This window comes from Amycolatopsis sp. 2-15, assembly GCF_030285625.1.
Classification (GTDB): domain Bacteria; phylum Actinomycetota; class Actinomycetes; order Mycobacteriales; family Pseudonocardiaceae; genus Amycolatopsis; species Amycolatopsis carbonis.
In genome coordinates this window covers 6,666,716-6,686,337 of record NZ_CP127294.1, presented here as the reverse complement: position 1 = coordinate 6,686,337, position 19,622 = coordinate 6,666,716, and the positions used below count along the sequence as shown (strand labels likewise).

Annotated in this window: 15 protein-coding genes; 6 read left to right on the top strand and 9 right to left on the bottom strand. The window is 70.4% G+C overall.

Annotated features, from left to right (window positions below; translation table 11 throughout):
- Positions 1 to 61 precede the first annotated feature (61 nt).
- The 3 genes from QRX50_RS33120 to QRX50_RS33110 all read right to left on the bottom strand — a co-directional run bounded on the left by QRX50_RS33120 (position 62) and on the right by QRX50_RS33110 (position 2,168).
- Positions 62 to 655: an AAA family ATPase gene (locus QRX50_RS33120; protein WP_285967038.1), complete on the bottom strand. Its 594-nt coding sequence runs from the start codon at positions 653 to 655 to the stop codon at positions 62 to 64.
- A gap of 1 nt (position 656) precedes the next feature.
- A complete protein-coding gene (locus tag QRX50_RS33115; protein ID WP_220240662.1) occupies positions 657 to 1,646 on the bottom strand; it encodes a malate dehydrogenase in 990 nt (329 codons plus the stop codon).
- A gap of 81 nt (positions 1,647 to 1,727) precedes the next feature.
- Complete coding sequence (locus tag QRX50_RS33110) at positions 1,728 to 2,168, bottom strand: MarR family winged helix-turn-helix transcriptional regulator (RefSeq protein WP_285967037.1); 441 nt, start codon at positions 2,166 to 2,168, stop codon at positions 1,728 to 1,730.
- A 106-nt stretch (positions 2,169 to 2,274) separates the two neighbouring features.
- On the opposite strand from QRX50_RS33110, the gene QRX50_RS33105 reads away from it, so the two are divergent.
- Together QRX50_RS33105 and QRX50_RS33100 are read left to right on the top strand one after the other, a co-directional pair.
- Positions 2,275 to 2,673, top strand: coding sequence for a nuclear transport factor 2 family protein (locus tag QRX50_RS33105; RefSeq protein ID WP_285967036.1), 399 nt, complete (start codon positions 2,275 to 2,277; stop codon positions 2,671 to 2,673).
- Complete coding sequence (locus tag QRX50_RS33100; RefSeq protein ID WP_353074017.1) at positions 2,673 to 3,035, top strand: VOC family protein; 363 nt, start codon at positions 2,673 to 2,675, stop codon at positions 3,033 to 3,035. Before QRX50_RS33105 ends, QRX50_RS33100 begins: the two co-directional genes overlap by 1 nt.
- Here QRX50_RS33100 and QRX50_RS33095 read toward each other — a convergent pair.
- Together QRX50_RS33095 and QRX50_RS33090 are read right to left on the bottom strand one after the other, a co-directional pair.
- Positions 3,019 to 5,127, bottom strand: a complete 2,109-nt coding sequence (locus QRX50_RS33095; RefSeq protein ID WP_285967034.1) for an FUSC family protein — start codon at positions 5,125 to 5,127, stop codon at positions 3,019 to 3,021. The two genes, QRX50_RS33100 and QRX50_RS33095, sit on opposite strands and share 17 nt — an antisense overlap.
- Positions 5,124 to 8,267 carry a GH92 family glycosyl hydrolase gene (locus tag QRX50_RS33090; RefSeq protein WP_285967033.1) on the bottom strand — a complete coding sequence of 1,048 codons (3,144 nt, stop codon included), beginning with the start codon at positions 8,265 to 8,267 and terminating at the stop codon, positions 5,124 to 5,126. The genes QRX50_RS33095 and QRX50_RS33090 overlap by 4 nt, the downstream gene beginning before the upstream one ends.
- Before the next feature lie 250 nt (positions 8,268 to 8,517).
- Between QRX50_RS33090 and QRX50_RS33085 the strand changes: the two genes are divergently transcribed.
- A complete protein-coding gene (locus tag QRX50_RS33085; protein WP_285967032.1) occupies positions 8,518 to 9,987 on the top strand; it encodes an amidase in 1,470 nt (489 codons plus the stop codon).
- 89 nt (positions 9,988 to 10,076) lie between these two features.
- Here QRX50_RS33085 and QRX50_RS33080 read toward each other — a convergent pair whose 3' ends face one another.
- Positions 10,077 to 14,384 carry a GH92 family glycosyl hydrolase gene (locus QRX50_RS33080; protein ID WP_285967031.1) on the bottom strand — a complete coding sequence of 1,436 codons (4,308 nt, stop codon included), beginning with the start codon at positions 14,382 to 14,384 and terminating at the stop codon, positions 10,077 to 10,079.
- A gap of 223 nt (positions 14,385 to 14,607) precedes the next feature.
- Positions 14,608 to 15,009 carry a DUF6924 domain-containing protein gene (locus QRX50_RS33075; RefSeq protein WP_285967030.1) on the bottom strand — a complete coding sequence of 134 codons (402 nt, stop codon included), beginning with the start codon at positions 15,007 to 15,009 and terminating at the stop codon, positions 14,608 to 14,610.
- A 145-nt stretch (positions 15,010 to 15,154) separates the two neighbouring features.
- On the opposite strand from QRX50_RS33075, the gene QRX50_RS33070 reads away from it, so the two are divergent.
- From QRX50_RS33070 to QRX50_RS33060, 3 genes are all read left to right on the top strand, one after another.
- The gene (locus QRX50_RS33070; protein ID WP_285967029.1) at positions 15,155 to 15,826 is read left to right on the top strand and encodes a class I SAM-dependent methyltransferase; all 672 of its coding nucleotides are present in this window, start codon (positions 15,155 to 15,157) and stop codon (positions 15,824 to 15,826) included.
- Position 15,827: 1 nt separating this feature from the next.
- Positions 15,828 to 16,166: a hypothetical protein gene (locus tag QRX50_RS33065; RefSeq protein ID WP_285967028.1), complete on the top strand. Its 339-nt coding sequence runs from the start codon at positions 15,828 to 15,830 to the stop codon at positions 16,164 to 16,166.
- 175 nt (positions 16,167 to 16,341) lie between these two features.
- The gene (locus QRX50_RS33060; RefSeq protein ID WP_285967027.1) at positions 16,342 to 17,328 is read left to right on the top strand and encodes a cytochrome P450; all 987 of its coding nucleotides are present in this window, start codon (positions 16,342 to 16,344) and stop codon (positions 17,326 to 17,328) included.
- 7 nt (positions 17,329 to 17,335) lie between these two features.
- On the opposite strand, the gene QRX50_RS33055 is transcribed toward QRX50_RS33060, so the two are convergent.
- Together QRX50_RS33055 and QRX50_RS33050 are read right to left on the bottom strand one after the other, a co-directional pair.
- On the bottom strand, positions 17,336 to 18,643 hold the full coding sequence (locus QRX50_RS33055; RefSeq protein ID WP_285967026.1) for a M20/M25/M40 family metallo-hydrolase: 1,308 nt from the start codon (positions 18,641 to 18,643) through the stop codon (positions 17,336 to 17,338).
- Positions 18,636 to 19,463 carry a M55 family metallopeptidase gene (locus QRX50_RS33050; RefSeq protein WP_285967025.1) on the bottom strand — a complete coding sequence of 276 codons (828 nt, stop codon included), beginning with the start codon at positions 19,461 to 19,463 and terminating at the stop codon, positions 18,636 to 18,638. Before QRX50_RS33050 ends, QRX50_RS33055 begins: the two co-directional genes overlap by 8 nt.
- Between the last annotated feature and the right edge of the window lie 159 nt (positions 19,464 to 19,622).

Below are 19,622 nucleotides of genomic sequence, written 5' to 3'. Positions count from 1 at the left end.
CGGCGGCCCAGTAGGCGAAAATTAATTTCCCCCTACTGGGCCGGCATGCCACCAAAATACGCTAAAGACGCGAGAGGATCTCGACCACAGCGTCGTAGGTCTCTTCCACGCCAAGGCTTTCCGTGTCGACCACGGTGCACTTCGGACGCTGCCGCAGGTACACCGCGAGGTGGTCGTGGACGCGGTCGATCAGCTCCAGCCCGCCGGCCCGGGTGATGATCTCGTCGATGTCGCCGGCTGGTCCGCTGTCGCTGGAGCGGGACGAGTAGCGGTCGAACGCGTGGGGCTTCGCCGCCGTCAGCGCGATCTCGACGTACGGCGCTCCGGCGGCCCGTGCGGCGGCTTCGAACCCCGACACTTCGTTCGGATGCGTGGCCAGCTGGGGCATCACGACGGAGAACCCGGACCGCAGGTGGGTTTCCGCCATGGCGACGGCCAGCCGCCGAGCCACGGGCAGGGTGGCGAAGAAGTCGTCGCGCCAGCCGCCGATGAGGGAGACGACGTGGTCGGTGTCGAGGTCGAGCACGCCGGGGTGGCGGTCGGCGTAGAGGCGCGCGACGGTGGACTTCCCGATGCCCGACGGTCCGTTGAGGTGGATGAGGCGAGGGCCGCCCCGGACGGATCCGGGGCGGCCCTCAGAAGAAGCAGTGCTCAACTCAGATGAGGCCGAGCTTCTGCACGGCGTCGCGCTCCTCGGCGAGCTCGCCGACGGTGGCGTCGATGCGGGTGCGGGAGAAGTCGTCGATTTCGAGGCCCTGGACGATTTCGTACTTGCCGTCCTTGGCGGTGACGGGGAAGGACGAGATGAGGCCTTCGGGCACGCCGTAGGAGCCGTCGGAGATGACCGCGGCGGAGGTCCAGTCGCCTTCGTCGGTGCCGTTGACCCAGGTATAGACGTGGTCGATGGCGGCGGACGCGGCGGAGGCGGCCGACGAGAGCCCGCGGGCCTCGATGATGGCCGCGCCGCGCTTGGCGACGGTGGGGATGAACGTCTCTTCGACCCAGGTCTGGTCGTTGACGGCCTCGGCGAGGTTCTTGCCGCCGACGGTGCCGTGGGTGATCATCGGGTACTGCGTGGCCGAGTGGTTGCCCCAGATGGCCAGGCGCTTGATGTCCGAGACCGGGACGTCGAGCTTCTTCGACAGCTGCGCGAGGGCGCGGTTGTGGTCGAGGCGGGTCATCGCGGTGAAGCGGTCGGCCGGCACGTCGGGCGCGTGGGACTTGGCGATGAGGGCGTTCGTGTTGGCCGGGTTGCCCACCACGAGGACGCGGATGTCGTCGGCCGCGCCGGCGTTGATGGCTTCGCCCTGGGGCTTGAAGATGCCACCGTTGGCCTCGAGCAGGTCGCCGCGCTCCATGCCCTTGGTGCGGGGGCGGGCGCCGACGAGCAGGGCGATGTTGGTGCCGGAGAACGCCTGCTTGGGGTCGTCGAAGATGTCGATCCCGGAGAGGAGCGGGAAGGCGCCGTCGTCGAGCTCCATCGCGGTGCCCTCAGCCGCCTTGACCGCCTGCGGGATCTCGAGGAGCCGCAGCTTCACCGGGGTGTCCGGGCCGAGGAGCTGACCGGACGCGATGCGGAAGAGCAGCGCGTAGCCGATCTGGCCGGCCGCACCGGTGACGGTGACGTTGACAGGGGCTTGGGTCATAGCGGGTTCTCCAGCTTGAGACGACTATGGCTAGTACCGCGACTCTAGTACTCGCCGGTGCGTTCGTTCGGGTGCGTCCAGTCACTCTCCGGCGGGTGTCGTGACGTTGGCGGCGAGCCGGCCCAGGAGTGTGGCCAGGGTCGCGATTTCGTGGTCGGTGAGGCCGGTGCGCATGCGGTTGTCGTGGGCGACGGCGGCTTCGGCGAGGCGGTGGAAGGTGGTTTCGCCATGGTCGGTGAGTTCGACGTGGTGGACGCGGCGGTTTTCGGGGTCGCGGGTGCGGGTGAGCAGGCCGGCGGTTTCCATGCCGTTGAGGTGGTGGGTGAGGGTGGCGCCTTGGATGCCGACGGCGTCGGCGAGTTCGCGTTGGCTGGTGTGCTGGTGGGTTTTGAGGGCGATGAGGATCTGCCAGATGGGCTGGGAGCCGCCGACGGCGGCGAGGGCTTGGTCGAAGGCTTGTCCCGCGGCCTTGGCGGTGCGGGCGAGGACGACGCCGATGGGGGCGGTGGTTGGTCGGGGCACGGGGGCACCGTAGCGCAGATTGATCGATGACTAAGCGTTTGACATCTAACGATTAGAGTTCTAATGTTTGTCTCGTCAAGCTGCTCCACTGGCCACGGGAGGGATCATGGGCACCGCCGAAGAGATCATCGAGCTAGGGAACCGCTGGGTCGCCGCCGAAACGGCCGGGGACACCGCCACGCTCGCGGGGATGGCCACGCCTGACTTCACGCTGGTCGGCCCGTTGGGTTTCGTGCTGAACCGCGACCAGTGGCTGCAGCGCTACGAAGGCGGCGGGCTCGTCACGCGCCGGCTGGACTGGCGTGAGGTCGAGGTGCGTGAGCACGGTGACTCGGCGATCGCGGTCGGCGTGCACGACCAGGAGGCGACTCACCGGGGCAACGCGGTGGACGGCCGATTCCGTTCGACGCACGTGCTGGTGCGCGAGGACGGCCGGTGGTTGCTGGCGGGGATGCACCTGAGCCCGATCGGCGCGCCGCCGGCGTTCGCGCGTGGGGGTGCGTGATGGCGGAGCTGAACCACACGATCGTGTGGGCGACGGATCGGGACGCGTCGGCGGAGTTCCTCGCGGGCGTTCTGGGATTACCCGTGGGTGCCGAGACTGAGCCGTTCCTGCCGGTGGTGCTGGGCAATGGGGTGACGCTGGATTTCGCGCAGGCGAATGAGGTGGCCGGTCAGCATTACGCGTTCCTGGTGAGCGAGGCGGAGTTCGACGCCGCGCTGGCGCGGCTCACCGCTTCCGGCACCGCGATCTATGCCGATCCGTTTCATCGCACGGCGGGGATCAACGGGATGTTCGGCGGGCGCGGATGCTACTTCGACGATCCGGACGGGCACAACATGGAGCTGCTCACGAAGGCCGGTTAGCAGCGCCGGCTGGTGCGGGCTGGGTCGCGTCGACGTCGAATACGCGGCCCAGGGCGACGACGCCTTCGTCGAGGTGGCTGAAGCTGGAGACGACGGCGCGGGTTTCGGCGTCGTCGATGCGGTCGACGACGGGGGTGCCGTCGTCGCGGATGAGCTTGTCCGCAGGCGTGGTGTTGGGGTGGCGGACGGCTTCGCCGACGAGGTCGATGTTGGCGAGCACGCGGCCGGCGAAGAGGTCGAGGCGGTCGGCGACGGGTCCGTCGAGCTGGCCGGGCTGGGCGCGGGCGGCGACGTGGCGGGCGCGGAAGGCGATGGTTTCCAGGGTGGTGAGCACGTGCCAGCCGTAGTCGCGCCGTGCGCTGCGGAGGTTGATGGGGTGGGTGAGGGGCTCGATGGTTTTGCGGACCTGTTCGACGGCTCGGTCGAGGTCGCGGGACATCTCGATGATGTTCACGTTGTCACGGCCCGAGAGCAGGGTGCCGGCCGACTCGACGAACTCGTGGAGTTCGTCGAGCACGGTCGCGATGTCGTCGAGCATCACCGAGCGGGTGCGGACCGGGACGATGACCACGGCGGCGAGGAGGCCGGCCGCGGCGCCGACGGCGGTTTCGGCGACGCGGATCCAGAGGACTTGGATGCTGAAGGTGCCGAGCAGGCTGTAGAGCAGGCCGAGCATGCTGGTGACGAAGAAGGCCATGAGGAACTGCGAGACGCGGGACATGTAGACCATGCCGAAGACGCAGACCATGATCAGGGCCAGGATCGCGATGGTGTTGCCGCTGACGAGCAGGGCCAGTGCGACGCCGCCGACGATGCCGATGAGGGTGCCGCCGGTGCGGCGGACGCCTTTGACGAAGCGGGCGCCGGCGCTGGAGGTGCCGACGAAGACGACGAAGACGGTGAGCACGGCCCAGTACCAGCGCTGGTTGGAGATGAGCTGGCCGGCGAGGACGGCGAGCCCACCGCCGATCACGGCCTGGATGGCGCTGCGGGTCTGGTTGTCGTAGGCGAACGCCTTGGTGGGTTCGGGTTCGTCTTCTTCGTCGTCGAGGGAGTAGTCCACTGTGGCCTCGCGGCCGGCGACGCGCTGGGCGCGGTCGTCGGCGACGGCGAGCTCGGCGATGGCGCGGCGGACGCCGTCGCCGGGGTGGGCTTTTTCGTCGATGCGGCTGCCTTCCACGAGCATGCGGCTGTATTCGCCGGTCTCGCTGATCAGGGGCAGTTCGCGGGGGTCGCGTTCCATCAGGGAGCGGAACTTCGCCAGCCGGGCGACGAGGTCGTCGGCCACGCCTTCGGGCATCGGGTGGGAGCAGGTGCGCTGCACGGTGATGGTGAGCCACTGCACGGCGAGTTCGACCTCGATGGCGCGGCGGCGCAGGAGGTCGGCGTTGCGGGCGTCGACGACGTCGGGGGCGTTGTCTTCGATGAGCAGGACGGATTCGTGGAGGCGGGCCAGGGCGGTGCGGATCTGGCGGTTGCTGCGGTCGCTGCCGGAGGAGGCGATGTAGGCCTCGGTGGCGCGCACGGCGGCGGCGACGCGGGCGCGGAAGGCGCGGCGGATGCGGATGAACTCGGTTTCGGCGTTGCGGCGCAGCAGGACGAATCGCACGAGGGCGTTGGCGGCGACGCCGGTGGCCATGGCGATGAGCAGCTGCGGGGCCTGGGCAAGGTGGGCCTGCAGGAACATGGGGAAGAAGAACAGGAAGAACGACATGGAGCCCAGGGCGGTGCCGCGGGGGCCGAAGCGCTGCACGTAGACCGCGACGAAGATCAGCAGGACGAAGACGATGCTGTCGAGTGGCGGGTAGGCGGCGCCGATGGTGGCCAGGGTGATGGAGCAGGCGCCGACGACGATCGCGAGGCAGAGTGTGACGGCTTGGCCGCCGCTGGTGGGGTCGTTGACGGTGAACGCGCTCATCATCGCGGCGATGGCGGCGACCAGTGATGTGGTGAGCGGGAAGTGCAGGGGCTGCAGCGCGAGGATGGCGATGATGATGCCGAGCACGGCGGAGCCGGCCAGCCGGAGGCGGACGAGGCCGGGATCGGCTGCCGCCAGCCGGTCGAGGGTGGCGTCGCGGAGGTCGGCGATCATCGGGCGAGCAGCTCCCATTGGGCAAGGGTGACGCGGCGGCGGTTCGCCGCCGTGACACGCAGACGGTAGTGCTCGCAGGCGGCGGGGCGGTCGAGGACGAACGGGCGGGTTTGGCGGCGCCAGCGGAACAGCTCGTCGTCGCGGCGGTCGAGCACCGTCCAGTGGCGGGCGTCGGCGGAGCCTTCCAGCACCCACGCGGTGGGGTCGCCGTCGCGGCTGCCCGAGGTGAGCGTGTACATCGTGACTTCGCGGGGGGTGCCGTGCACGGAGAACTCGACCACGGGGGTGCGGGTGGTGAAGGTGGCTTCGGTGCTGCTGGTGTCGTCGACGAGGAGCGCGGCGGGACCGTCGGGGCTGTAGGCGGTGCCGACGAGGTCGGTCAATGGCTCGGGCCGCTTCGGTGTGACGGGTTCGGTGCCCCAGGTGCCGGGTTCGCTGCGCACGTCGAACTCCAGCACGGCGCCGCGGGCGAGCACCGCGTGGGAGATGCTCGCCGAGTGGTGGGGCCGGCCGTCGATGGTGAGGCCGTGGACGTAGGGCGTGTCCGCCGTGTCCCCTGAGCCGGCGGCGCCGGGGGCGCGGATCACGAGGTCGTGGCCGTTCTCCAGGTGCAGGGTCGCCTGGCGGAACAGCGGCGCGCATACCACGTAGCGCGGGCTGCCGACCGTGAGCGGGTACAGGCCGAGCGCCGCGAAGATGTACCAGGCGGACATCTCGCCGTTGTCCTCGTCGCCCGGGTAACCCTGGCCGAGCTCGCTGCCGAGGTAGAGGCGGCGCAGGACCTCGCGGACGGTGCGCTGCAGCTTGGCGGGCGCGCCGGCCAAGGCGTAGACGAACGGGATGTGGTGCGAGGGCTGGTTGGAGTGGCCGTACTGGCCCATTCGCACGTCGCGGGCTTCGGTCATTTCGTGGATGAGGCCGCCGTAGGAGCCGGGTTTGCGGCCGGTTTCGGGGGTGGTGAAGAACGTGTCGAGCTTGGCTTCGAGGCCGGCGGGGCCGCCGTGCAGCGCGGCGAGGCCGGGTCCGTCGTGGGGCACGGAGAACGCGGTGTTCCACGCGTTGGTCTCCACGAAGTCGCCGCCCCACGCTTCGGGGTCGTAGCCTCGTGCCGGGAAGTGGCGGCCGCCGTCGGGGGTGCGGCCCTGGAAGAACCCGATGCGCGGGTCGAAGTGGTGTACGTAGTGCTGGGCGCGCTGGCGCAGGTAGGCGGCGTTGTCGGCGCGGCGGCGCGCGCGGGGGCCTTCGCTTTCGCGGGCGAGCGCGTCGGCGAGGTTGGCGAGGCCGAAGTCGTTGAGGCAGCCTTCCAGCGCCCAGGACAGGCCTTCCTTCGTCGAGGTGGGGGTGTAGCCGAGGAACGGTGAGGTGTCGAGGCCTTTGCGGCCGACGCCGGCGCGCGGCGGGGCGACGGTCGCGTTTTTCAGGGCGGCGTCGTAGGCGGACTCGACGTCGAAGTTGCGCACGCCTTTGAGGTAGGCGTCGGCGAAGGCGACGTCGGAGCTGGTGCCGGTCATGAGGTCGGCGTAGCCGGGGGAGGACCAGCGGGCGATCCAGCCGCCTTCGCGGTACTGCTGCACGAAGCCGTCGATCATGCGGCCGCAGCGCTCGGGGGTGAGCAGCGCGTAGGCGGGCCAGGTGGTGCGGTAGGTGTCCCAGAAGCCGTTGTTGACATACAGCTCGCCGTCGACGATTTTCGCGCCGGTGCGCTTGCGGGTGCTGAACGCGCGGCCGCGGGCCACGGGGCTGGCGTGGCGGATGCCGTCGGGTGTGTTCTCGTGCGCGCGGTTCGGGTAGAGGTGGAGCCGGTAGAGGTTGGAGTAGAACGTGGTTAGCTCGTCCTCGCTCGCGCCTTCCAGCTCCACGCGGCCGAGCACGTCCTGCCACTTCTCCCGCGCGTGGTCGCGGACCTCGTCGAACGTGGTGCCGGCGGGGATCTCCAGCTCCAGGTTGCGCCGTGCCTGCGCGAGGCTGATCAGCGACGTCGCGATCCGCAGCGTCACCTCAGGCGCGGCGAACTCCAGGTGCCCGGCCACGCGGCGCCAGAACGGGCCGCGGCCCCCACCGGAGGCGGGCACGTCGGCCTGGGCGTAGACGAACATCCGCCGCGCGCCCGTGGACAGGCGGCTGCGCACCCACGTGTGCCCGGTGACGACTCCGGTCGACGGGTGCACCCGCAGGCCGCCGCGGTTGCGGGCGTTGTCGAAGACCACCCAGCCGGCGCCGTCGGGGAAGGTGAAGCGGAACATAGCCGCGTGGTCGGTGGGGGCGACCTCCGCCGTGACGCCGTTGCGGAACCGCACGCCATAGTGGTGTGGCCGGTCGGTCTCGTCGGCGTGGGCGAAGGTGAGCGCGCGGCGCCGGCGGTCGGTCTCGACGGGACCGGTGCCGGGCATGAGGTGGAAGGTGTGGCGGTCGCCCATCCATGGGCTCGGCTGGTGGCTCAGCGCGAACGCCTGCAGCGCCGGCTCGTTCGCCGCGGTGTTGTGCCGGTGGTAGGAGTAGAACCAGTCCAGCGACCGCGCGTCGGTGACGGGGGTCCAGAAGTTGAACCCGTGCGGCACGGCCGTGGCCGGGAACGTGTTGCCGCGCGAGAACCCGAAGCCGGAGTGCGAGCCACGGGTGGTGCGCACGTGGTCGACCGGGTCACCGGTGCGCGGGTGGTGCTCGCCGAGGCGCACGTCGTCGAGCCAGCCCTTGACGTCGCGTTCGCCCGGCGCGTCGGTGAGCAGCACGATCCGCCGGACCCGCCGCCCGGCGAACGCGCCCAGCGGCCGGCGCACGAGGTTCCACTGGTCGACCAGCAGCGTCTTCGCGTGGCCCTGCTCGGTGGCCGAGAAGCCGGCACGGCTGCCGTCGTCGAACTCCACGTCCAGCGCGACGAACGTGCTGCGGTAGGAGGGGACCTCCGCGTCCGACGCCGGGAAGACCACGTAGGACAGTGCACTGTGGGCGGTGACCTCGACGTCGGTCTCGAACAGCACCGTCCGCCCCACTCCGCTGTAGCGCAGCGCGCGCACGCCGGTGAACCCCACCCCCGGTTTCGCGGTGGGGGACCGGTCGGGCCCGCTGTCCACGCGGACACCGGAGGCGACCGGCTGCGGGTCACCCGCCTCGAACGATGAGAAGAACCCGGCCCTGGTCACGCGCACACGGTAGTCGCTGCGCCACGGGTCGGCCCGGCGTGGCCGGGCACCACTGATTCGGCGAATTGCCGGTCGACGTCTTCGAGTGCGCCGGATCAGGAATTCGAATTGACATTCCCGCTATTTTGTGGCGACCCGATTTCGCGAAGGCAGGCCACGAAATTCCTTTTCCGGCAACGGGATGGATGTCTCAATGCTCATCGGGCTATTTCCCGTTCGTGGACTTTTCGCGCGGCTATGGTCGGATTTCATGGAATGGATTTTTCACTCGGCCGAAGAGCTCGCGGCGGCCTTGCGGGCCGGCGAGGTCACCTCGGTGGAACTGACCGACGAGGCGATCTCCCGGATCGAACGGGACGACCCGGTACTCAACGCGATCTGCGTACCGGACTTCGACCGGGCGCGGGTCGCCGCGCACCGCGCCGACCAGGCACTGGCCCGCGGCGAGGACCGGCCCCTGCTCGGAATTCCGGTCACGGTCAAAGAGTCCTACGACATCGCCGGGCTGCCCACGACCTGGGGCCTGCCACAACACCGGGACCATGTGCCGGCCGAGGACGCGGTACAGGTGTCGCGGCTCAGGGCCGCCGGTGCGGTGGTGCTCGGAAAGACCAATGTGCCGCTGGGGCTGCGGGACGTGCAAACCTTCAACGAAATCCACGGCACCACCAACAACCCGTGGGCTCACGATCGCACGCCGGGTGGTTCCTCCGGCGGATCGGCGGCGGCACTGGCAGCCGGATTCGGCGCACTGTCCATCGGCTCCGACATCGCCGGTTCCCTGCGCACCCCCGCGCACTTCTGCGGCGTCTACGCACACAAGCCGACTCTCGGACTGGCGGCCGGCCGCGGCATGGTCGCGCCGTCCGCGCCGGCCCTGCCCGTCGACCTCGACCTCGCCGTCGTCGGACCGATGGCGCGCACCGCCCGCGACCTGGCGCTCCTGCTCGACGTCATGGCCGGACCCGATCCGCTGACGTTCGGTATGGCGCACACCTTGACGCTGCCGCCCGCCCGCCACGAGCGGCTCGGCGACTTCCGCGTCCTGGTCCTCGACGAGCATCCGCTCATCCCGACCGGGTCCGCGGTGCGGGCGGGCCTGAACCGGGTGACCGACGCGTTCGTCGACGGCGGCGCCCGCGTCGAACGGCACAGCCGCCTGCTGCCTGATCTGACCGAAGCCGCGATGATCTACACACAACTGCTGGTTTCGAGCTCCGTGGCCGGGCTTTCGGACGAGGCGTACGAGCAGCGGCTCGCAACGCGGCGTCGTGAAGAACAGAGCCTCGACGCGGCGCGGCTCCGCGGTCTGACCTCGACCCACCGCGAGTGGCTCGAGGCGGACAACCGGCGCGAACTCCACCGCCATCACTGGCGGCAGTTCTTCGCCGAGTTCGACGCCGTGGTGTGCCCGATCACGCCGACTCCCGCGTTCCCGCACGACCACAACCCCGATCTGCTGGAACGCCGGATCGACATCGACGGCGTCCGGTACCCGTACCTCGACCAGCTCGTCTGGGCCGGCCTGGCCACCATGCCCGGCCTGCCCGCCACGGCCATCCCCACGGGCCCGTCTCCGGAGGGCCTGCCGGTGGGGGTGCAGCTCATCGGCCCGATGTTCGAGGACCGCACCCCGCTGCGGCTGGCCGAACTGCTCGAAGCGAGGATCGGCGGCTTCCGGGCACCGAAGCAGGGCGGCCGCCCGGGCACGACGGCATGATCACCCACCGGCGAGCTCGCTGACCGGACCCGGGTAAGGGTGTGGCCCCGCAGGAAACCCTGCGGGGCCACACCGGCACCGGAACCGGACTACAGCTTCGCGCACTGCCCGGCGGCCGGGCCGCGGACGGTGTTGGCGAGGTCGTGGTCGGTCGGGGCGGGCGTGTTGCCCGTGCAGGCCAGCGGCCCGCCCACGGTGCTGCTGGTCAGCACCGGCCCGTGGTTGCCCGTGAAGGTCGCCGGGCCGCCGATGTCGGTCAGCTCGACCGAGACGGACCCGGTCGTGCCGGTGATCGCCACCGGGCCCGACACCTTCGTGCGGTTCAGCACGACCTGGCCCGCACCCGTCGCCGCGAGCGGACCCGAGATCGACCCGCCCCGCACCACCAGCGACGCGCCGGAGGACACGGTCACCGGACCCGACACCGTGGCGCCGTCGAGGCACACCGTGCCGCTCGACACCGTCAGCGGCCCCTTCTGCGCGCCCGTCAACGTCTTCGTGCACGACGCGTCCGGCCGGCCCAGCAGCTCGAACTCCGCCAGCGACGCCGGACCACCGGTGCTGTCGGTCACCGTGAGCCGGTAGTAGGCGTAGTGCGCCGGATTGGCCACCGCGAACGCCCGCGTCTGCTGCCGCCACGGGAACGTCTGACCGGTCTGCTGGTCGGCGACCGCCCACGTCTTCCCGTCGTAGGAACCCTCGAGCTGCCAGCTCTTCGGGTCACCCGCGCCCTTCGGCGAGGTCAGCGTGTAGTGCGTGACCGCCTCGTCCGTCGAGTTCAGCTGATACGTCACCGCGCCGGTCACCTTCGCCTCGGTGCGCGAGGAGTTGTCGATCAGCGCCGCCGCGCTCGAACCGTGCGAAGTGGACAGCGTGCCCTTGCCGGCGCCGGTCTCGTCGTGCAGCGGCGTCGGCACCGCGTCGCCCGTGGTGATCGACTTCGGCGCGTCGTTCGCACCCGAGCCCCAGGCCGAGGGGTTCGGGCCCATGTCGAAGTCGAGCGTCGCCCCGTGGGAGAGCACGTCCTGCGGCAGCGACGTCGACGTCCAGGCCTTGCCGTTGATCTTCAGGCCCTGCACGTAGACGTTCTTCGCCGAGTTCTTCGGCGCGTTGATCACCACGTCACCACCCGGCAGGTGCAGCGTCGCCTTGGTGAACAGCGGTGACCCGATCGCGTAGTCCGGGCTGCCCATCTGCAACGGGTAGAAACCCAGCGCGCCGAACACGTACCACGCGGACATCTCGCCGTTGTCCTCGTCGCCCGCGTAACCCTGGCCCAGCTCGCTGCCCGAGTACAGCCGCGAGAGCGCCTCACGCACCTTGGCCTGCGTCTTCGACGGCTGACCCGCGTAGTCGTACATGTAGAGCAGGTGGTGCGACGGCTGGTTCGAGCCCCCGTACTGGCCCATCCGCACGTCCCGCGCCTCGCGCATCTCGTGGATCACCGTGCCGTAGGACCCGGTCATCGTCGCGGTCTCCTGGTCGGCGAAGAACGCGTCGAGCTTCTGCGCCAGCTTGTCCTTCCCGCCGTAGAGGTTCGCCAGGCCCTGGCCGTCCTGCGGCACGGTGAACGCCATGCCCCAGCCGTCGGTCTCCGTGTAGTCGCCGCCCCACGCGCGCGGGTCGTACTGCGCCGCGGTCTTGGTGAACTTGCCGTTCGCGTCCTTGCCCTGGAAGAACCCGAGGCTCGGGTCGAACAGGTTCACGTACTGCTGCGCGCGGCTGGTGAAGTACTGGTAGTTCTCCAGGTACTCCGCCTTGCGCGGGTCGCTCGCCGGCGCTTCGTCGTAGAGCTTCTTCGACAGGTTCGCGATGCCGAAGTCGTTCACGTAGCCCTCGATCGCCCACGAGAAGCCCTCGCTGGCGGTGTTGGGCGTGTAGCCGAGGAAGATCGACTGGTCGAGTCCCTTGCGGCCCACCGCCGAGTTCGGCGGCGTCACCGTGGCGTTCTTCAGCGCCGCGTCGTAGGCCGACTTCACGTCGAAGTTCGTCACGCCCTTGAGGTAGGCGTCGGCGAACGCGACGTCGGAGCTCGTGCCCGTCATCAGGTCCGCGTAACCGGGGGAGGACCAGCGCGCGATCCAGCCCGAGTCGCGGTACTGCTGCACGAACCCGTCGACCATCTTCCCGGCCATGTCGGGCGTGAGCAGCGAATACGCCGGCCACGTGGTGCGGTAGGTGTCCCAGAACCCGTTGTTGACGTAGATCTGGCCGTCGACGATCTTCGACCCGGTCTGCGTCGCGGTGTCCGCGCCCGCCTTGGCGGCCACCGGGCTGGCGTACTTGTAGGCCGGGGCCTGCGGCGTCCCGGTGTTCTCGAACGCCTCGTTCGGGTAGAGGAACAGCCGGTAGAGGTTCGAGTACAGCGTCTCCAGCTGGTCCTTCGACGCGCCCTGCACCTCGATCACCCGCAGCTGCTTGTCCCACGCCTGCTGCGCCGCGTCCCGCACGGAGTCGAACGTGGCCGTCGGCGCGATCTCCTGCTCGAGGTTCTTCTTCGCCTGCTCCACGCTGATCAGCGACGTCGCGATCCGCATCGTCACCGTCTTGTCCGCGCCCGCGGCGAACCGCAGGTAGCCCGTGACGTTGTCGCGGCCCTGGCCGGTCAGCTTCGCCCCGGCGCTCACCGGCTTGTCGAAGCTCGCGTAGACGAACATCCGCCCCGCACCCGCCGACAGCCCGCTCTTCGCGTCCGAGTACCCGGTCAGCGTGCCCGCGGCCGGGTCGAGCGTGAGCCCGCCGGAGTTGTTGACGTTGTCGAAGATCAGGCTCGAGTCGTTGCCCGGGAAGGAGAACCGCATGACCGCTGCGTGGTCGGTCGGCGCGATCTCCGCCTTGATCCCGTTGTCGAACGTCACGCCGTAGTAGTGCGCCCGCGCGACCTCGTTGTCGTGGGAGAACGCCAGCGCCCGCGCGTCGCGGTTCGCGTCCGGCACCCCGGCCGCCGCCGACGGCATCACCTGGAAACTCTGCCGGTCACCCATCCACGGGCTCGGCTCGTGGCTCGCCGAGAACGCCTGCAGCTGCGGCCGGTTGTCCGCGTTGTTCTGCGTCGAGTAGTTGTACAGCCAGCTGTCCGAACCCGCGTCCGTGACCGGTGTCCAGAAGTTGAACCCGTGCGGCACCGCCGTGGCCGGGAAGTTGTTGCCCCGCGAGAACGTGCCGTTGGCCATCGTGCCGCGCGTGGTCAGCACGTTGTCGCTCGGCCGCTGGCTCACCGGCTGCGTCGGGGTCGCCGAGATCTTCACGTCGTCGAGCCAGCCCTGGAACGCGCCCGGCCCGTTCGGGTTGTCGTAGCCCACGAGGATCCGGTCGATCGTCTTGCCCGCCGCGACCGTCCCGACCGCCGAACGCACCAGGTTCCACTGGTTCGCGTAGAGGATCTTGCTCGCACCCTGGCCCTGCGGCGTGAGCGGGAACCCGTACTGGTCCGTCGCCCCCAGCCCCGACAGATACGTGCCGTCGGTGAACGCCAGGTCGATCGCGACGTTCGTGCTCGGGTACTTCAGGTCGTTGCCCGTGAGCTGCGGCTGCACCTTGTAGGACAGCTCGGTGGTCGGGACCACCGGCAGGTTCACGCCGAACACCTTGTTGTAGGAGTACCCGTGCCCGGCCGCGGTCTGCGTGCCGGCGTAGCGGAACGCCTTCTTGCCCGTGAAGCCCACGCGGTTCTTGTTCGTGTAGCCGCTGGTGGGCCCGGAGTCGACGAAGCTGCGCATGTTCGGCAACGGCGGCGGCGGGGCGTCGTCGTTGGCCAGCAGCAGCTCCGACATCTGCAGGATGTCGTCACCGTGGTTGCGGGTCACGTCGAGGCGGTAGTAGCGGTACGCCGCGCTCGGCGCCGCCAGCTTGTACTGGTGTTCCTGGAACCGCGCGTCGAACGACTGGCCCGACTGCTTGTCCAGGTCCGTCCACTGCTGCGCGTCGTTCGACCCCTGCAGCGTCCAGTCCTGCGGATCACGGCCGGGGAAGTCGTTGGCCGAGGTGAGCGCGTAGTGCGTGATCGCCACCGGCTCCGACAACGTCAGCTGCGCCCACGCCGTGGGCTCCCACGAAAGCCACTTCGTGTCCGTCGCGCCGTCGGCCAGGTTTGCCGAGACCTCACCACCGTCGGTGTTCTCGCTGCTCGCGCTCGCCTCGGTCACCTTGCCCCGGATGTCACCCGGGATCGTGGCCCCGTTCGCGCCGTTGACCCCCGAGGTCCGCGGCTGCCCCGCGGCATCGGTGTCAACGGTGTCCTGCCACGTCGGCTGCGGATCGGACGGCTCGAACGAGGACGAGAAATCCGGCGGAGGGGCGTCCGCCTCGGCGGTCGAGGTCGCCGGCACGGCGACCAATCCGGCCGCCGCCACGACCGCGACCAGCGCGGCGCGGACGGGTCTGGCGCTTCGGGGCATCGTTGCTCCCAGCTTGTCGGGGCGGGTCGGGCGCGCGCCCGCGCGGGAACCCTCCCGGCGGCGGCGCTACGGAAGGGAAACCCGTGTGTGACATCGATGTCAAGATCCGGCGGGCAAACCTGGCCGGAAACGGACAAGGCCGGACGTAGCCGCTGGCGCATCCGGCCTTGCGGCGCCGCCGGGGAGCGGTGCGCGGCCGGGTGGCGCTCCGGCCGCCGGCGCGTCAGAACCCGCGGAGCACCCCGTCTTCGTCCGCCGACGACGTGAACTCCTCCCAGTCCATGTTGGCCAGCGAGATGTTGTTCTCGATCGACCACAGGCGCTCCGCGATCACCCGCAGCCGCCCGTTCTCGTGCGGGCTCACCCGCACCACCAGCAACGGCAGCTCCGCCGACGCGAGCGCCGTGCGGTCCGCCAGGATTAGCAGCGCCCACTCCGGCGCCAGCGCGACCAGCTGGTCCGCGGTCGCGTCGCGGTACGCCGGGTCGTCGACCACGTGCAGATTCGGCAGGAAATCCTCTTCGGTCGGGGTCGTCACGGCGGTGCGGACCGCGTCCCACCCCGCCGGGTCGGCGAAGTCCGTGCGGATCAGCAGGCTGGTCTGGAGGTCGGGCAGTCGGTCCATGGTGATCAGTGAACCGCAGCCGCGCAGCCGAGCCGGCACCGTGGTCGGGCCGGATGCGCCACCCGGACTCACACCAGGGTGCGCGGCCGGGTGGCGCATCCGGAAATCCCGCACGCCGGATGCCCGCCGCCGGTATAAGGGGAGCATGCCCCCTGAAGCGATGGACCAGGCGGCGGCCGACGACGCCGCGCGTCGCCGTGCCGAGGCCGCGCTGGCCGAAGGCGACCCGACGGGGTGGTTCGAACCCCTCTACGCCGCGGCCGAAGCGGGGCAGGCCGTCGTGCCGTGGTACCGGGGCGAACCGGGTCCCGAGCTCGCGGCCTGGACGGCGGCGAACCCCGGCGAGGGACGCAGCGCGCTGGTCGTCGGCTGCGGCTTGGGCGACGACGCGGAACTGCTCGCCGACTCCGGCTACCGGACCTCGGCCTTCGACGTCTCACCCAGCGCGATCAAGGCCGTGCTCAACCGCTTCCCCGACACGCGCGTCTCCTACCGCACCGCCGACCTGCTCGACCCGCCCGCCGAATGGCACCACGCCTTCGACGTCGTCGTCGAGATCCTCACTGTGCAGTCCATGCCGAAGTCCGTGCGCGACGCGGCGATCGAGTCCGTGGCCGGTTTCCTCGCCCCCGGCGGCACGCTCGTGGTCGGCGCGTTCGCCGAGGAGAGCATCGACCTCGCGATCTGGGCCGGCCCGCCCTGGCCGCTCAACCGCGCCGAACTCGACTCCTTCGCCCGCGACGGCGTCAAACCGGTCTCCGTCGACCGCGTCCGCGACGGCAACCGCTGGTGGGCCACCTTCACCAGGCAGGCGTGAGATGAACCCGACCCTCGAACGCTGGTTCACCGAGCACGTTCCGGGCGTGCGTCCGGCCGACGTGCTGACCGCGCTGCTCATGGCGACCCAGCTCGGCCACGAAGTGCCGGAAGACGTGCTGGACGCGTGGGGCCGCGAGGTCGTGACCAGCCGCCGTGTCATCGACCAGTCCGAACCCGAGTTCATCAACCAGGCCCGCCGGCACGGCTGGTCCTGGGAACGCATCGCCGAACGCCTCGGCCTGCCCAGCGCCGAAGCCGCCGAACACCGCCAAGCCGTGCTCGAAGGGGAGCTCGACCGCACACACCCGCAGAACCTGCCTGGTGCCTGGCGCGCCTAGCGTTACGGTCCGTCTGTGCTCTCGTTTTGTGACTCTCCGTACATCAAGCCGCCACAATCGAGTCTTCTTACGCACTGACAGTGAATTCCGCGGCCATCCGTGACGCATGATCGAGCGAGACCCCTCGATCAACCCACCTGAGCCCCCGGGCTCGGGCGAAAGGTGCGCGGCACCCGTGTCCCACGTCCTCACCCGGCCCGAGCGTCGGCTCCTCCACAGCCGGTTCGCGGCACCCTTCGTCGCGGCGGCCCCGGACCCGATCCGGCCCTACCTGCGGCTCATGCGCGTCCAGGCCCCGATCGGAACCTGGCTCTGGCTGCTGCCCGGCAGGTGGACGCTGGCGCTCTCGCCACTCGAGGGCTGGGCACTGGTCGGGGACCTCGTGCTCTTCGGCCTCTCCGCGATCGCGATGCGCGCGTCGATCTGCACGGTCAACGACCTCGTCGACCGCGACATCGACGCCCAGGTCGAGCGCACCAAATCCCGCCCGCTGCCCTCGGGTGAGGTCAGCGTCGCCGCGGCGCTCGTGTTCGCCGCCGTCCAGCTGGTCATCACGCCGGCACTGCTCATCCCCACCGGGTGGCCCGCCGCGCTGGCCAGCTTCCCGCTTTTCGTCGTCTGCCCGTATGTCAAGCGCGGCACCAGCGTCCCGCAGGTGTGGCTGGGAATCACGACGGTCAACACCCTCACGATGAGCGTCCTGGCCCTGATGCGGGACCCGGAGCAGGCCCGCAAGCTCGCGACCGAACCGGAGGCGGTGCCGCGCGCGGTCGAGGAGCTGCTGCGCTACACCGCCGTGATCCACTTCGGGATGCGGCGCGTCGCCACCGAGGACCTGGACATCGCCGGCACCGTCATCCGCGCCGGCGAAGGCGTGATCTGCCCGCTGCAGTCCGCCAACCGCGACGAGACGGCCTTCCCCGACCCCGACGTGCTCGACCGGACCCGCGACGCCCGCAAGCACGTCGCGTTCGGGTTCGGGATCCACCAGTGCGTCGGCCAGCCGCTGGCCCGCGCTGAGCTGCGCGTGGCCCTGCCCGAGCTCTTCCGCCGGTTCCCCGACCTGCGCACCACCGTGCCGATGGACCGGATCGCTTTCCGCGACCGCGCGATCGTCTACGGCCCGGTGCGACTGCCGGTCACCGGCACCGCTCGGAGGTAGGGCGCGGCTAACAGGACTCCAGGAACCGCTTCAGCACCCGCGTCCCGAACCGCAGCCCTTCCACCGGCACCCGCTCGTCGACGCCGTGCGCCATCGCGCGGTACGGGAAACCTTCGGGCAGCGACAGGGGAGCGAAGCCGTAACACGCCATGCCCAGCTTGGAAAACGCCTTCGCGTCCGTGCCGCCACCCAGGCAGTACGGCACCACCACGGCGTCGGGATCCTCACCACGCAGCGCGGCGGCCATGGCGTCGAACCACGGCGAGTCCACCGGCGCCTGCACGGGCGGCTGGTGCGCCACGAACTCCCGCGTCACCCCGGGACCCAGCAGCGAGTCGAAGACCTCGAACAGCTCGTCCTCCGCGTCCGGCAGCACCCGCACGTCGACCTGGGCCGTCGCGGTCGACGGGATGACGTTCACCTTGTAGCCGGCGGACAGCATCGTCGGCGTGGTGCTGTTGCGGACGGTCGGCACGACCAGCGAACCCGCCGGACCCAGCCGCGTCACCGTCGCGTCCACCGCGGCACCCGAAGAAAGGTCGACCGGCACGCCCAACGCCGCACCCGTGCGGTCCAGGAACGCCCGCACGGTCGGGGTCAGCCGCACCGGCCAGCGGTGCCCGGCGATCCGGTGCAACGCGTCGGCGAGCATGGTCACGGCGTTCTCGTCGTTGGGCCGCGAACCGTGCCCCGCCCGGCCGCGCGCCGTGAGCTTCAGGTGCGCGGTGCCGCGCTCGGCTGTCCCGACCGGGTACAGCCGCACGGTCCGCCCGTCGGCCGCCGGCACGTGGTAGCTGTAGCCACCCGACTCGCTGATCGCCGCGACGCAACCCTCGAACAGCTCCGGGTGCCGCTCGACGAGCCAATGCGCCCCGAAGTCGCCCTTGTCCTCCTCGTCCGCCACGAACGCCAGCACCAGATCCCGGCGCGGCCGCAGCCCCGACGCGACGGCGGACAGCACCATCGCGCAGAAGTCCTTCATGTCCACCGCGCCCCGGCCCCACAGGAACCCGTCGCGCACCTCACCGGAAAACGGCGGCACCGACCAGTCCGCCGCGTCCGCCGGCACCACGTCCAGGTGCCCCTGCACCAGCAGCGCCGGCAACGCCGGATCGGCACCCGGGATCCGCGCGATCACGTTCGCCCGCCGCGGCGCCGACTCCACGATCTTCGCCGGAACCCCGTGCCGCCCCAGGAATTCCGCGACGTACTCCGCCGCCTCCCGCTCGCCCTCGGAGTCCCCGCCACCGCGGTTGGTCGTGTCGAACCGGATCAAGTCGGCACACAGCCCGACGGGATCAGCCAGGTCAGCCATAAATACCCTGCACCGCCCCCGCCGCGATGGCCGTGACCACCTTGAACGCCTTCATCGCCTCGGTCATGCTCGGCGCGTCGAACCCCACGCGGCGCGTGCCGATCTGCTCCACCGTCGGGATCACCGCCGTCGCCTGCGCCAGGTGGCTCGCGTCGAACTCCACCTCGATCCGGTGCCGCCCCGGCAGCCGCTCCACCTGCCCGGCCCGCACGCACGAGTCCAGCGCCGCCGCGGTCAGCAGCTCCGCCGTGCGCGCCGGCGGCAGGCAGATCGCCGCGTACCGGCTCACACATTCCTTCACCGGCACCAGCTCCGCCTCCGGAGCGTAGTCACGGGCGTCTTCGCACGCCTGGTCGTCACCGCTGACCAGCAGCACCGGCACGCCGTACTCCGCGGCCAGCGCCGCGTTGAGCCGGCCCTCGCTCGCGGGCACGTCGTCCAGCCACACCCCGGTGATCTGGTTCTCCAGGTACGTGTGCGACAGCACCCCGTCGAACCCGGCGCCCGCGTGGTAACCGAGGAACACCACACCGTCCACACCGGAATCGATGCCCTGCATCATCGACAACGGCTTGTGGCGGCCCGTGAGCATCCGCGCCCGCGGATCGAGCTCCTCCAGCAACAGGTTCCGCTGCGACGAATGCGCCTCGTTCACCAGGACGTCGGACGCGCCGGCCTCGAACAACCCCGCCAGCACCGCGTTGACGTCGCCGGTGAACAACCGCCGGAACCGCTGCCAGGGCTCGGTGCCGGGCACGACGTCGTCGGTCCACGTGACGCCCGTGGCGCCCTCCATGTCCGCCGAGACCATGATCCGCATGCGGGCACTCTAGTCATCCTACGTCCGGCCCGCGGCGGAACACCCGAGGTCACGCACGGTGACGACACCCCGCACATAACGATCGGACACGCACAGTTGTCGGAACATATTGCGCCCTTCCCTCGGTATGTGGTTACTTTTCGGCTCTGGGGCTAGACG

Excerpts from the sequence above, each read along its gene's own strand:
- QRX50_RS33055 (WP_285967026.1), bottom strand. The coding sequence starts at position 18,643 with ATGGCTGACCTGGCTGATCCCGTCGGGCTGTGTGCCGACTTGATCCGG.
- QRX50_RS33100 (WP_353074017.1), top strand. The coding sequence starts at position 2,673 with ATGGCGGAGCTGAACCACACGATCGTGTGGGCGACGGATCGGGACGCG.
- QRX50_RS33115 (WP_220240662.1), bottom strand. The coding sequence starts at position 1,646 with ATGACCCAAGCCCCTGTCAACGTCACCGTCACCGGTGCGGCCGGCCAG.
- QRX50_RS33050 (WP_285967025.1), bottom strand. The coding sequence starts at position 19,463 with ATGCGGATCATGGTCTCGGCGGACATGGAGGGCGCCACGGGCGTCACG.
- QRX50_RS33080 (WP_285967031.1), bottom strand. The coding sequence starts at position 14,384 with ATGCCCCGAAGCGCCAGACCCGTCCGCGCCGCGCTGGTCGCGGTCGTG.
- QRX50_RS33070 (WP_285967029.1), top strand. The coding sequence starts at position 15,155 with ATGCCCCCTGAAGCGATGGACCAGGCGGCGGCCGACGACGCCGCGCGT.
- QRX50_RS33065 (WP_285967028.1), top strand. The coding sequence starts at position 15,828 with ATGAACCCGACCCTCGAACGCTGGTTCACCGAGCACGTTCCGGGCGTG.
- QRX50_RS33105 (WP_285967036.1), top strand. The coding sequence starts at position 2,275 with ATGGGCACCGCCGAAGAGATCATCGAGCTAGGGAACCGCTGGGTCGCC.
- QRX50_RS33095 (WP_285967034.1), bottom strand. The coding sequence starts at position 5,127 with ATGATCGCCGACCTCCGCGACGCCACCCTCGACCGGCTGGCGGCAGCC.
- QRX50_RS33085 (WP_285967032.1), top strand. The coding sequence starts at position 8,518 with ATGGAATGGATTTTTCACTCGGCCGAAGAGCTCGCGGCGGCCTTGCGG.
- QRX50_RS33075 (WP_285967030.1), bottom strand. The coding sequence starts at position 15,009 with ATGGACCGACTGCCCGACCTCCAGACCAGCCTGCTGATCCGCACGGAC.